The 12,537-nt window shown below is 61.1% G+C and carries 11 protein-coding genes and 1 pseudogene; 5 read left to right on the top strand and 7 right to left on the bottom strand.

Annotated features, from left to right (window positions below; all coding sequences use genetic code 11):
* Positions 1-6: 6 nt before the first annotated feature.
* Positions 7-429: a PaaI family thioesterase gene (locus tag BM113_RS00305; RefSeq protein ID WP_089784354.1), complete on the top strand. Its 423-nt coding sequence runs from the start codon at positions 7-9 to the stop codon at positions 427-429.
* Here the strand turns inward: BM113_RS00305 and BM113_RS00300 are convergent, their stop codons facing one another.
* A complete protein-coding gene (locus BM113_RS00300) occupies positions 430-1,434 on the bottom strand; it encodes an LLM class flavin-dependent oxidoreductase (RefSeq protein WP_089784353.1) in 1,005 nt (334 codons plus the stop codon).
* Positions 1,435-1,477: 43 nt separating this feature from the next.
* Positions 1,478-2,752 (bottom strand): M24 family metallopeptidase, encoded by a 1,275-nt coding sequence (locus BM113_RS00295; RefSeq protein WP_089784352.1) that lies wholly within the window; start codon positions 2,750-2,752, stop codon positions 1,478-1,480.
* Between the two features lie 81 nt (positions 2,753-2,833).
* On the opposite strand from BM113_RS00295, the gene BM113_RS00290 reads away from it, so the two are divergent.
* Positions 2,834-3,550: an EthD domain-containing protein gene (locus tag BM113_RS00290; protein ID WP_089784350.1), complete on the top strand. Its 717-nt coding sequence runs from the start codon at positions 2,834-2,836 to the stop codon at positions 3,548-3,550.
* 90 nt (positions 3,551-3,640) lie between these two features.
* Entirely contained in the window at positions 3,641-4,408 is a 768-nt protein-coding gene (locus tag BM113_RS00285) for an IclR family transcriptional regulator (protein WP_089784348.1), read from the top strand.
* Between the two features lie 69 nt (positions 4,409-4,477).
* Here BM113_RS00285 and BM113_RS00280 read toward each other — a convergent pair whose 3' ends face one another.
* From BM113_RS00280 to BM113_RS00270, 3 genes are all read right to left on the bottom strand, one after another.
* Entirely contained in the window at positions 4,478-5,365 is an 888-nt protein-coding gene (locus BM113_RS00280; RefSeq protein ID WP_089784346.1) for an amidohydrolase family protein, read from the bottom strand.
* A 496-nt stretch (positions 5,366-5,861) separates the two neighbouring features.
* Positions 5,862-6,257 carry a PLD nuclease N-terminal domain-containing protein gene (locus BM113_RS00275; RefSeq protein WP_089784344.1) on the bottom strand — a complete coding sequence of 132 codons (396 nt, stop codon included), beginning with the start codon at positions 6,255-6,257 and terminating at the stop codon, positions 5,862-5,864.
* Positions 6,258-6,452: 195 nt separating this feature from the next.
* Positions 6,453-7,589 (bottom strand): thiolase family protein, encoded by a 1,137-nt coding sequence (locus tag BM113_RS00270; RefSeq protein ID WP_089784342.1) that lies wholly within the window; start codon positions 7,587-7,589, stop codon positions 6,453-6,455.
* 150 nt (positions 7,590-7,739) lie between these two features.
* On the opposite strand from BM113_RS00270, the gene BM113_RS00265 reads away from it, so the two are divergent.
* Both BM113_RS00265 and BM113_RS21715 read left to right on the top strand, forming a co-directional pair.
* Entirely contained in the window at positions 7,740-9,689 is a 1,950-nt protein-coding gene (locus tag BM113_RS00265; protein ID WP_089784340.1) for a beta-propeller domain-containing protein, read from the top strand.
* 188 nt (positions 9,690-9,877) lie between these two features.
* Positions 9,878-9,997 (top strand): annotated as a pseudogene (locus tag BM113_RS21715) (IS5/IS1182 family transposase); the annotation flags it as partial.
* Positions 9,998-10,665: 668 nt separating this feature from the next.
* Here the strand turns inward: BM113_RS21715 and BM113_RS22130 are convergent.
* Positions 10,666-11,820: a hypothetical protein gene (locus BM113_RS22130; protein WP_177209066.1), complete on the bottom strand. Its 1,155-nt coding sequence runs from the start codon at positions 11,818-11,820 to the stop codon at positions 10,666-10,668.
* A gap of 163 nt (positions 11,821-11,983) precedes the next feature.
* Positions 11,984-12,295 (bottom strand): P-loop NTPase family protein, encoded by a 312-nt coding sequence (locus BM113_RS00255; RefSeq protein ID WP_143095788.1) that lies wholly within the window; start codon positions 12,293-12,295, stop codon positions 11,984-11,986.
* Between the last annotated feature and the right edge of the window lie 242 nt (positions 12,296-12,537).

The following is a 12,537-nucleotide window of genomic DNA, read 5'->3' as shown; positions in this document are numbered from 1 at the left end:
GTGGGTATGGATATCGAGGCCTTCTTCGAGGGGATGCCCTTCGCGTCCCTGCTGGGCATCGAGATCACCGAGTGCGCCGACGGCCACGCCGAGGGCCACCTCGAGATGACCGAGGATCTCTCGTGGAACGAGGACGAACTGATGGCCCACGGCGGCGTCACGTTCACGCTCGCGGACACGGTCGGCGGCGCGGCACTGGTCTCGGAGGTCGAGCAGCCGGTGCCGACGGTCGACATGCGAATCGACTACCTGTCGGCGGGGACGGGAGACCTCTACGCCGAGGGCGACGTCGTCCGCTGCGGGAGCGACGTCGGCGTGGTCGACGTGGACGTCTACGCGGCCGACGACGGCGACCGGGGACCCCGTGGGGACGGCGACGCCGTGGGGACGCTGGTCGCGGACGCTCGCGGCGTCTACAAGACCGGCTGATCACAGCTCCGGCGCGACCTCGTCGCCCAGCCGATGGACGCAGTCAACCGTCGCCTCGGTGTCGACGCCCGGGTAGTAGGTCCGCAGGATGAAATGGACGTCGTCGCCGAGCGCCTCGCGATAGGTCTCGAGTTCCTCGCGGACCCCCTCGGGCGTGCCGAAGATCGCCCCCTCTTTCAACTCGCGCTTGCGCTCGGCCTCGAGTTCGTCGACCGACTCGCCGGAGAAGATCTCGGCGTAGCGGCGCTGGAGGTAGAAGTAGCCGTCCCGCATCGCCTCCCAGGCCTCCTCGCGGGAGTCGCCGACCCAGCCGTGCTGGAGGACGTAGATCGTAAACTCGCCGTCGATCCCCTCCTCGTCGCGCACCCGGCGGATGTCCTCGACGCGCTTGCGGACGCCCTCGACCGACAGCGACGAGGGGGCACACCAGGCGTCCCCGATCCGTGCCGCCCGGCGGACCGCGGGCTTGGCCGCGCCCCCGAGCATGATCGGCACGTCGCCGTCGACGGGGCCGGGCGTGATCCGGACGTCCGTCGGCACGTCGTGGAACTCGGCGTCGTAGCCGAGTTCGTCCTCGCTCCAGGCGCCCCGCAGGAACGGGACGAGGTCGGCGAGACGTTCGGCCCGCTCGTCTCGTGGGACGCCGAAGACGTCGAACTCGCGGGGGTTCGAGCCGATCGCGAGCCCGAGCGTGAGTCGCCCGTCCGCGAGCGCGTCGACGGTCGCGGCGTCCTCCGCGAGCCGGATCGGGTCGTACAGCGGCCCGAGGGCGACACAGCTCCCGATCTCGAGGTCGTCGGTGGCCGCGGCCATCGCGCCGAGCGTCGGCATCGTTCCCGAGAGGTACTCGTCCTCGGCGAAGTGGTGCTCCGAGACCCACGCGCTGTCGAGCCCCGCGGCCTCGATCTCGCGGGTCAACTCGATGATCTCGTCGTAGCGGTCGGCCGTCCCGCGGTCGTCGTCCGGTCGCTGCTGGGCGGTAAAGAGGCCAGTCCCGAGCTGCATAGTGGCCGTTCGTCCTGCGCGACCAAATAGTTCGGGCCAGTGATCAGTAGTCGATCGCCGTGATCTCCTCGACCGGCCACTGGCTCAGGATCTCCACGCCGTTCTCGCGGACGACGACCATCTCCTCGACGCGGACCCCCTGACGGCCCGCGGGCTCCTGGGTCTCGACGGCCATCGTCATCCCCTCCTCGATCTCGATCGGGTGATCGGGCGAGAGCCCCCGCCAGATCAGCGGTACCTCGTAGAGCTGGAGTCCGAGCCCGTGGGCCCAGTGGTTGGTCGTCAGCTGCCAGTGCTCGTCGGCGTCGTAGTAGTCGGCGTGTTCGCCCTCCATGTCCGGGAACCCCTGTGCGATCTCGTCGGTGGTCGCGCCGGGTTCGATGCGCTCGAGGACGTCGTAGAGGTTGTCCCGGGCGGTCTCGTACGCTTCTTTCTGTTCCTCGGTCGGTTCGCCCATCGAGAACGTACGGTAATAACAGGAGCGATAGCCCAGGTAGCCGACGTTGTAGAAGTCGGCGTAGACGAGATCGCCCGGCCGGATGGCGCGGTCCGTGGTGTTCGCCTGGTGTTTCGGCCACGTGTTCGGTCCCGACGTGAGGTAGCCCCCGCCGACGAACGCGCCGTGGCGCCACAGTTCCTGGACTGCGTCGCCCCACACCTCGTTCTCGCGCATCCCCGGCTTCGCGGCCTCGGTGATCCGCTGGAAGCCGGCTTCGCAGATGGCGGCGACCTGCCGGAGGCACTCGATCTCGTCCTCCGTCTTGACCTTGCGGGCGTCCTCCATGACTGCGGTACAGGTCTCGACGTCCGTCTCGAGCCCCTCTCCCTCGAGGGCCTCGAGCAACCCGCGGTTACCGACGTCGACACCGAGTTTCTCGTCGGCGACGCCGTACTCGGCCGCCGCCTCGGCGACGCCCTCGGCCATCGTCTCGAGCAGGAACCGGCGCGCGGAGTCCCGGCCGGAGGCGCGGGGAACGTTCCCGAGTCCGGGACAGGCGTACCGGATGTCGTGGAGCCACGGGCAGTTGAACCGCTGGTTGCTCGCGTGGTCGGCGGTGTCCCAGTGGACGACGTCGCCCGCCTCGGTCAACAGGGTGTAATGGTCGGCCCCGCTGCCGCCGGTCATCGCCAGCCCCGTCACGTACCGGATGTTTGGGTCCGAGAGCAGGAGCATCGCGCCCAGATCGGTGTCCCGGAGTCGCTCGAGGGCCCGTTCCTTGCGCTCCCTGCGGAGCCGCTGTGTGTCGATCCGCTGTTCCCAGTCGACGGCCTGGGTCCCGCGGGTGCCCTCCATGAACGAACGGTCGTCGAACGTCATGCGTACTCCTACCAAACCGACGATCATAAATTGTGGTCCCGCCCCCGACGTTTATTATACTGTGAACGATATTCGCTTGTTATGTACAAGCACGTCGCACTCCTGGTCCGCCAGGACGGCATGTCCCACGGGGAGTTCGTCGACTACTGGCAGACCGAACACACGCCGATCGCGAGGGAGATCGAAGGCGTCGTTCGCTACCAGCAGGTGCTCCCCACCGAGCCGGAACACGCCGAGTTCGACGGGCTTGCGGAGCTGTACTTCGAGGACCTCGAGGACCTCCACGCCGCGCTGGGCAGCCCCGGCTCGCGGGACTACGACCCGACGAAGGATGTCGCCGCCCGAGCACGAGAGGACGTCGACAACTTCCTGGCGATCGACGAGCGCCCGCGGTTCATCGGCGAGGAGATCGTCCAGAAAGACGAGGTCGACGGCGATACCGACGGCCTCTACAAGCACTCGGCGTTTCTCGTCCGCCAGGAGGGGATGAGCCACGAGGAGTTCGTCGACTACTGGCAGGAGAACCACACCCCCATCGCCCGAGAGATCGAGGGCGTCGTGAAGTACAACACGATCCTGCCGACCGACCCCGAGAACACCGAGTTCGACGGCGTCGCCGAACTGTACTTCGAGGACCTCGATAAACTGTACGACGCGCTCGGCAGCGAGGGATCCCGCGACTACGACCCCGACAAGGGCAAGGCGAAGGAGGCCCGCGAGGACGTCGACAACTTCCTGGCGATCGACGAACGGCCGCGGTTCATCGGCCGGGAACGGCTGGTGAAAGACGAGCCCTGAACGAGTCGACCGGGGGAGTGAACCGGCCACCCGGCGCTGCGTTCGAGTAGCGGGAACAGGCTTTTGTAACGACGAGATGATCGGTACCGTATGGCAAACGAGTCGACCCATCGACCGGTCGAAACCGTCGAGACCGCGTTCGACCTCGTCGACGCGCTCAAGGAGCGCGACGGCGCGGGCGTCTCCGCGCTCGCCGACGACCTCGGGCTCGCCAAGAGCACGGTTCACCGGCACCTGCGGACCCTCGAGGAGCGCGGGTTACTCGTCCGCGAGGGGGACGACTACCGGCTCAGTACGTGGTTCCTGGATTACGGCGTCCACGCGCGGAACCGCCGGCCGGTCGTCGAGGTCGCCAGGCCGAAGGTGGACGAACTCGCCGCGGAGACGAACGAGAAGGTCTGGTTCGTGCTCGAGGAGCACGGGCTGGGCGTCCACGTCTACGGTGCGGAGGGGAAACACTCCGTCAAGACCCACGCCCGGATCGGTCGACGGACGCCGTTGCACCAGTTCGCCGCCGGGAAGGCGATCCTGGCGTTCCTCCGGGAGGAGCGCGTCGCCGAAATCCTCGACGAGCACGGATTGGCGGGCCAGACTCACAGGACGATCACCGACCGCGACGAACTGCTCGAGCAACTCGAGGCGATCCGCGAGCGCGGCTACGCGTTCAACCGCGAGGAGTCGGTCGCCGGCGTTCACGCGGTCGGCGCGCCGGTCAGGGAGGAGGACGGGACGGCGGTCGGCGCGATCAGCGTCGCCGGGCCCGCCAACCGCCTGCGGGGTGAACTGTTGACCGACGAACTCCCGGACCTCCTGCTCGGGGCGGCCAACGAGATCGAGATCAACCTCGCCCACTCGTAGGACGAGGTTTGGGCCGGGGTCGGGGCCGGAGACAGGGTCAGGGTGGGTCTCGAACGAGACGAACGACCGTCAGTCGATCGAGATCCCGCATTCCGCGAAGAACTCGTGGGCGTTCTCCCAGAGGATCTTCCGCTGAACCTCCTCGTCGAAGTCCAGTTCGGCGAACTGCTCGAGCCATGGTCCGGGCTCGAGCATCGGGTAGTCGGTGCCGAACATGACCGTGTCCGACAGCAGCGTCTTCGCGTAGTGAAGCACCTGATCGTCGATGTAGCGGGGCATCCACCCCGAGAGGTCCATGTAGACGTTACCCTTCTGCTGACAGATGGCGAGTTGTTCTTTCTCCCAGGGGTAGGCGGGGTGGGCGATGAGAATCCGCAACTCGGGGTAGTTCGCCGCCACGTCGTCGATCAGCATGGGGTTGCCGTACTTGATCTTCAGGCCGCGACCGCCGGGCGAACACGCCCCGAGCGTCGAGTTGCCGCCGTGGAAGACGACGGGAACGCCCAGATCCTCGATGGTCGACCACAGGTTCTCGTGTTCGGGATCGGAGGGGTCGAACCCCTGAGCGATCTGCTGGAACTTGAACCCCGAGAGGTCCAGATCCTCGACGCAGCGGATCGCCTCCTCGACGCAGTCGTCTTTCAGCGGGTCGACGGAGCCGAACCCGACGAAGAAGTCGTCGTACTCGTCGCGTACCTCGGCGACGTAGTCGTTCGGGACGGGCGGGTTCCCGGTGTTCGTCTCGGCGTCCCACCCGAGCAGGACGGCCCGGTCGACCCCCGCGGCGCGGTACTCCTCGAGCATGTTCTCGTAGGTGTCGGTCTCGAGTTCCGTGCCGAACCTGTCGGCAGCGTCGCGCATCATCTGCCCGCCGGCGTCGTGGAGGAACTCGCTGGTCGGCTGGTGAGCGTGCATGTCGATGGCCCGCGGCTCCTCGAGCACTGAAGGCGAACCCATGGGCCGGGTTACGATACGCTGATATATGTATGTTCACTGTTCGCACGGGACTGGGGACTGGGGACTGATATCGGGAATACGACATCCACAGAATATCATATAATGAACTATTAGACAAATATCACAGAATACAGTTATATTATTAGAAGTGAATCCTCATCGAGACCACTATATACAAAACCACCTCAAAACCCCTATTGAAGGCTTTTCCAGCAATTTTGATCTTTAGACACTCGATCGACTTTTCCCACCACTTTCGTGGATTGTTTGCCGTTCTTAGGGACTAAGCGATCCACATACCAGGACCTACTGAATCGAGGTCTCTTCTCTACCCCCGAATATATGACCGTACGAATATAGGTATTTGATTTCGATGTTTCTACACACCCACCGATCGATAACTCGCTGATGGGCCACCGATCGACTGGTCGCGCAGCGCTCGAGCCCGCAGCTACCGACCTCGAAAGCACGGGAGCGCCAATGCACCGAAAGAACGCTATCTGGGGTCGGTCGACTCGCTCCTCTCCCCGTCTCGAGGGCCACGCTCGCGCCCGTCGGTCCCGTCCCGTTCCTGCTCCCGCTCTTCCGTCATCTCGTCTTCCGGCGACAACCGATCGTCACCGCGGGACGGAAGTGGCGCGTCGTCGGCCCGCGAGGGATGGATGTTGAAGTTCTTCCCCCGGTAGGGATCGGTCTCCGGATCGTAGGACAGCTCGCTGCGCTCGAACAGGTAAATGAAAAAGCCGAACAGCGGGACGAGAAAGGCGATCACGGCCCACTTCGCGCGGGGCTCGAGGCCGACTCTCCCGGCGTCGTAGTAGGTGAACGCCGTCAGGCCGAGGTGCCAGGCGGCCGGGATCCCGACGATGACGGCCAACAGGAGCCTGCTCATACGCCCGCTACGGCTCGAGGGTACTAAACGACCGGCCAAACTGGGGGTAGTGGACCTCGAACTCGATCGCCGCACCCTGCCGCGATCACCTTTTGTCTCGGCCGCTCTGCTCGCTCTGCTCGCTCCGCTCACTTCGCTCACTTCGCTCCCGAGCGGGCTCGCAAAACCTGGACCAAAAGGCCCCGAACGGCCGCCTCAGTTGACCTCGAACTCGATCGCCGCACCCTGTCCGAAGCCGACACACAGCGTCGCCAGACCGAGGCCGCCGCCACGCTTCTGAAGCTCGTGGATCAGCGTGACGGGGAGGCGCGCGCCGGACGCCCCGAGCGGGTGACCGATCGCGATCGCACCGCCGTTGACGTTGAAGATCTCGGGATCGATGCCGAGTTCGTCACGGGAGTAGATCGACTGGCTCGCGAAGGCCTCGTTCAGTTCGACGAGGTCGTACTCGTCGATGTCGCGGCCGTTGCGCTCGAGCAGGCCCCGCGTCGCGGGCACCGGACCGATGCCCATGATCGTCGGGTCGACGCCGGCGACGTTGTTCATCCCGACCTCGGCGAGGATCTCGAGGCCGTGCTCCTCGGCGAAGGCCTCGCTGGTGACCAGCAGGGCGGACGCGCCGTCGGAGATCTGGGAGGCGTTGCCGGGCGTGACGGTGCCGTCGGACTTGAAGACGGTCGGCAATTCGGCGAGTTTCTCGGGGGTCGTGCCGGGACGGATGCCCTCGTCCTTGGAGACGATGCCATCGTCGGTCTCGATCGGGACGATTTCGTCGTCGAACCGACCCTCCTCGGTCGCCTCGACGGCGCGCTGCTGGCTCCGGGCCGCGTACTCGTCCTGCTGCTCGCGGCTGATGTCGAACTCCTCGGCGACGTTCTCGGCGGTCATCCCCATCTGGAGTTCGCCCATGTTGTAGAGTTCGGCCATCTTGGGGTGGACGTTGTGGGTGTTCTCCCCCATCGAGACGCGGCTCATGTTCTCGACCCCGCCGGCGATGATGGCGTCGCGGTTGCCGGCCGCGATGGCGTCCGCCGCCGAGATGACCGCCTGCATCGACGAGGCACACCAGCGGTTGATCGTCGTCGCGGGGACGCTCTCGCCGAGTTCCGAGAGGAGCGAAATGACCCGCGCCACGTTGTTGCCCTGCTCGCCGCGCTGCTGGGCACAGCCCCACATCAGGTCGTCGATCTCCTCGCCGGAGAGCCCCGTTTCGGCGAGGATTTCGTCGATCAGCGGCACCGAGAGGTCCTCGCTTCGGAGGTCCGCGAACGCGCCGTCTTCTTTGCCCTGTGGCGTTCGAACCGCCTTCGCGACGACTGGCGTCTGTGTCATATACTACCGAACATCCTTCACGGACTTAAATTCGGTCGAACTCGAGGTGATGCGTCGAGAGTTTACGGCCAACCCCACGCCTCGAGGTTGCCTGAAACGCACGTTTCACCTTGCGCTACCGTATTAGTTCGGCGTATCGTCCCCGGAGATATGAGCGACAGAACGACGTTGATCGCCATCGCCTTCGCGGCGCTGCTCGTGGGGTCGGTCGTCGGTGCCGGCCTCGCGGGGCTGGCTGCCGACGCGAACGCCGCCGACTCGACGACAGCCGGACCGCTCGGCGACTCGAGCGAGCCGGAACTGACGACGTTCGAGTCCGAATCGGAGTTCGAACAGTACTTCCGGCAGGACCGATCGCGGGCCGTCACGCTCGGCGGTCCGCCGATCGTCCGCGGGAGCGACGACGTGGCCGACGACGTCGAAGTCGAGGAGGACGCAGCCGCCGGTGGTGCCCCCGACGACGCCGCCGACGAGGCGTACACCACCTCGAGCAGGGAGACGACCGACGAACGCCGCCACTCCGAGACGAACGTCCAGGAGGAAGCCCTCGACGAACCGGACGTCCTGAAGACCGACGGGCAGTCGGTCTACTACGCCGACTACCGGTACACCTCGCGCTGGAGCGAGACGAGCGTCGTCGACGTCAGTGACCCCGCCGACCCCGAACCCGTTGCGTCGATCCCGCTGTCCGGCGACCTGTTGCTCGTCGAAGACACACTCGTCGTCCTCGGCGACGATGCGGCCGCCGGCTACGACGTAAGCGATCCGGCAGATCCCGACCGCCTGTGGCGCGAAGACCTCGGCGCGGAGATCGAGACGGCGCGGCTCTACGACGGCGACCTCTACCTCGTGCTCGTCGATCGTCCGGGTAGCGATCCGTGTCCGATCGAACCCTACGGCGACCGCGCCGTCGAGTGTACTGACGTCGTGCGGCCCGACGCACCCGCGAACGCGGACGCGGTCTACACCGCGGCCCGGGTCGATCCCGAGACGGGAAGCCTCGAGAGCCAGGAGAGCGTCGTCGGCTCCCGCGGGTTGTCGGCGACCTACGTCTCCGAGAACGCGATCTACCTCTCGTACACTCGCACGACCTCCCAGTACGAACTGCTGCAGTCGTACGTGACGAGCGAGAACGGCTCCGCCCTGGTCGACGCCGAGACCCGCGAACGGGCGGCCGCGCTCGAGGACCTCGACATCTCCGAGCGCGCGAAGGAGATCGAGATGCGCGAGATCATCGACGACTGGTTCGACCGGATGGACGAGAAGGAACGGGAGAAACTCCAGCGCGAGTTCGACGACGGCCTCGAAGCCCACGTCGAGGCCCATCACCGGGAACTGACGACGACTGGCATCGTCCGCATCGGGATCGACGGCGACCTGCGCGCCGAGGAACACGGCGAGGTGCCGGGAACGCCGCTGAACCAGTTCTCGATGGACGAACACGACGATCACGTCCGCATCGCGACCACCATTCCGCGAAGCCACGGCATCGACTCCGAGAACGACGTCTACGTCCTCGACTCGGATCTCGAGATTACGGGCGAAGTGACCGGTCTGGGGGTCGACGAGCGGATCTACTCCGTGCGCTTCGAGGGCGACGAGGGCCACGTCGTCACCTTCCGCGAGATCGATCCGTTCTACACGCTCGATCTCTCGGACCCGACCGATCCCGTCGTCGAGGGCGAACTCAAACTGCCGGGCTTCTCGGAGTACCTCCACCCGCTCTCCGACGACCTCGTGCTCGGCGTCGGCCAGGAGGACCGCCAGCCGAAGGTGACGCTGTTCGACGTCAGCGACCGCGACGACCCGGTCGAACTCGACTCGCGGATCCTCGAGGACGAACGCTACAGCGACGTGAGTCGAACGCACACCGCCTTCCTGCAGGACGAGGCCCACGACGTCTTCTTCGTCCCGGGTAGCGACGACAGCTACGTGTTCGGCTACGAGGGCGGCGAACTCGAGGAGGTCGCCCGCGTCGACGTCGGCGGCCACGGGGCCCGCGCGATGTACGTCGACGACTACCTCTACGTCTTCGGCGAGGACGAGGTCGTCGTCCTCGACGAACGAACCTGGGAGGAACACCGACGGCTCGAGCTCTAACACGGACGACTGTCCGTCGTTTCCGGTGCAATTGCGGGGCGGTCGTGGTTGGACCTGATGCGTCATCGAGCGACGATCAGTAGAGATGCGGACTGACACGGGTTTTATATCATCTATCGAGGGTGTCGGTAGAGCAGTAATGAATACACAGCGCAAATGCTGTGCGAGATCCAATTCAATTTGTAGCGGTAGTGAGCGGGATCAAGCGCACGCTCGGCGACGCGATACGTGCGCGAAGCTGGTACTGAGAGTGCCGTGAAATCGTTCTAATATCTGCCGTTTATAATATCAAGCATGTCGTGAGCTAGCCAAATCCAACTCCATATGGCGATTCACCACAGACAAAGAATTCAATCTTTGACGATCTGTTCACGATATGTTGAAATTATCAATTGGTGATGGTTTTTGTAGCATGAACAATGTTGTGCGAGAAATGGCTTAAGGTGGGATTAGTGCAAAGGTATGCTTGTAGGCATGATAACCCCTGAGACACCCGGAAAGGATGAACTCGGTAGCGAAGAGCTGCTACGAACGATTTGTTCAGTTAATAGTACTGAGAATGTGATTATTGTGGGAGAAAGTTCCGATCCCGAAACCGAATCGTAGTTCCCGATGACCTTTTACCCCTCCAACCACAATGGTTATAAACGAAACAAATACACATGAATTATTTGAAACCTACAGGGATGGTAGTTTTCGGAATTATAGTTGTATATTTAGGATTTTCAATTGCTTACCCTAAATATTCATTTATAGATAGTACGCTGGGTGTTACTGGGATATCGATTGTCACTATATTGCTTATAACTGGACTTTTCATTATCATTAACGGATTCTTTTTAGGTATTGAATCAGCAATCAACTCTGGAGACGAATAATCTGATTAAAATAATCACCGAGAATTGGGATTTTTGCTGAGAATTAAGGGAATAGAGTTTTCAAAGAGGGAAAAACAAATGAAAGTGTATGCTATCTTTTACTCATCTAGATCCCATCGGCGGATGTTTTCCGAGAGCGTCTCTGAATTAGGCCAGTCACCGGCTCCTTCAGAAAATGCACAGGTGAGAGATACATCACAGATAGTAGTATTGTCAGGGTCTGTTATAAATACAGCAGAGTTCCCTAGTTTTTGCACCGTGTCTTCGTCTGCTCCTTCGATCTCATAAAGGGTCTTGATCGGGCCGTCATCTGCGAAGTTTGTTTCGTCGTACTGAGCACTTACATCTGTTGAACTAGGAGAGATAGTGACCTCTCCGTAAGGTCCTCCAGCGTCTGCACCAAAGGAAATCTCATCTACACTAACATTACCAATATACGTTGTGTTGTCTTCGTCTGGCCCCCAATCCGTTATGGTGGGAAGATCAGATGGTCCGTAAGGTGAAATCTCGCATTCCGTTTCGTAGCTGCTACCATCATAATTGCTGTTATCCATGTCGGATCCAGGTACCTGGGTACAGCCGATTGTACAGCCATATTCCTGGTTTTCTTCGTTTGTCTCTCTTCCTCCATATAGGGCAAATTCACCATTGAACTTTCCATAGTAGTCAAAGGGGAAAGCAATGCCCTCATCTTCGTCGCCAGATCCAACATCAGCTTCATCGACTGCGAAGAAAAGGGGATCTCCCCAACCGGGATCTGCGTCGACGACATCACCACTGTCGACCGTTACAATATTCTGTTCAAGTTCACTTAGAGCATCCCGAATATACCTCTGTCGCGCCTCTTCTGATGCATTAGATGGAATCCTAAACTTCCGCTCCCGTGGATACCCATTCTCAAATTGAAGAGAATATCCTACCAGAGAACTTCTGGTAGGTGATTCAGCAGTCATTGAGGCCTCTGCCGAACTGAGTAATAGGTACTCGGATCCTCCTGAGGACATGACACCGGGATCGTCACGAGAAACAAACTCGCTAACTGCTTTTTGCCGAGTTTGTTCGATATGTTCGGGTAGAAGTTCTTTAATACCGATAGCGGCGACGAAAATGCCCCCGTCAATATCATAGTACCTGACAGGGGGTTCTTCGGCATCAACTTCTCGGCTACTTGCTGATACAGATGAGCTTAGAGTTCCTCCAACCAAGGCAATTCCACTTGTCTTCAATATGGACCGTCGGTGTGTTCGCTTCATACTACGTACCATACTAAAAATTCAAATATTATTTACTTTATCGACCGGAATAATATTCAGAAGAAGATCATTTTCACACTCTGTGCCATTTCTCTCAATAGTTGGAGCCTGATTCTGCTGTATATTTCCAATAGTGGGGACGACGAGACAATTTTCGGTTAAGTCATTTACGTCGCTCGTGTCGGGTATCTATCATATTCTTTTCAAGACTCCAAGGCCGGTAACCAAATTTGTCTGCTTCATTGTCGGTCATTTGGAGGATGTACTGTCCCGAAAAATCTTCTTCCTCGTCTTGGTCGAAGTGCATCAGCCTTCCAGCTCGCTTAATCTCCTGCCGGCAGGATTTACCCAAGAAGTCATATTCGACCGTCCAGTCAATGTTTGATAATGATAAGCCTTCGTCGCCGACCCGCAACATGAGTGTAACCGTATTATCAAGGGTGTTATAGGAATCTTCACACAGTATTGATTCCACTCGCTCTTTTAGTGATTTGATAGCCAAACAGGTCTGCAAACTGAGTTTTGATTGACGACTATCCTACCGGTCAGTCGTCTTTCTCACGAATACCGTATGAGGTGAGGTTAGTTACCAATCCCAATATAATCAGGACGGTAATATCCCGGTAATCTCAGAACCTCCCAAGGCGTCATCAGTTGAGTCAGTCTGAACCATGATTTCCGCTGTAAATCCAAGCAATCGGTCTGGGCTGGTTCAAA

It is taken from the genome of Natronobacterium haloterrestre (genome assembly GCF_900112205.1).
In the GTDB taxonomy this organism is placed as follows: domain Archaea; phylum Halobacteriota; class Halobacteria; order Halobacteriales; family Natrialbaceae; genus Natronobacterium; species Natronobacterium haloterrestre.
This window is presented reverse-complemented; position numbering and strand designations above follow the sequence as displayed.

Coding starts and splice junctions, on each gene's coding strand:
- BM113_RS00305 (WP_089784354.1), top strand. CDS start 7: ATGGATATCGAGGCCTTCTTCGAGGGGATGCCCTTCGCGTCCCTGCTG.
- BM113_RS00300 (WP_089784353.1), bottom strand. CDS start 1,434: ATGCAGCTCGGGACTGGCCTCTTTACCGCCCAGCAGCGACCGGACGAC.
- BM113_RS00270 (WP_089784342.1), bottom strand. CDS start 7,589: ATGACACAGACGCCAGTCGTCGCGAAGGCGGTTCGAACGCCACAGGGC.
- BM113_RS00280 (WP_089784346.1), bottom strand. CDS start 5,365: ATGGGTTCGCCTTCAGTGCTCGAGGAGCCGCGGGCCATCGACATGCAC.
- BM113_RS00265 (WP_089784340.1), top strand. CDS start 7,740: ATGAGCGACAGAACGACGTTGATCGCCATCGCCTTCGCGGCGCTGCTC.
- BM113_RS00275 (WP_089784344.1), bottom strand. CDS start 6,257: ATGAGCAGGCTCCTGTTGGCCGTCATCGTCGGGATCCCGGCCGCCTGG.
- BM113_RS00285 (WP_089784348.1), top strand. CDS start 3,641: ATGGCAAACGAGTCGACCCATCGACCGGTCGAAACCGTCGAGACCGCG.
- BM113_RS22130 (WP_177209066.1), bottom strand. CDS start 11,820: ATGAAGCGAACACACCGACGGTCCATATTGAAGACAAGTGGAATTGCC.
- BM113_RS00295 (WP_089784352.1), bottom strand. CDS start 2,752: ATGACGTTCGACGACCGTTCGTTCATGGAGGGCACCCGCGGGACCCAG.
- BM113_RS00290 (WP_089784350.1), top strand. CDS start 2,834: ATGTACAAGCACGTCGCACTCCTGGTCCGCCAGGACGGCATGTCCCAC.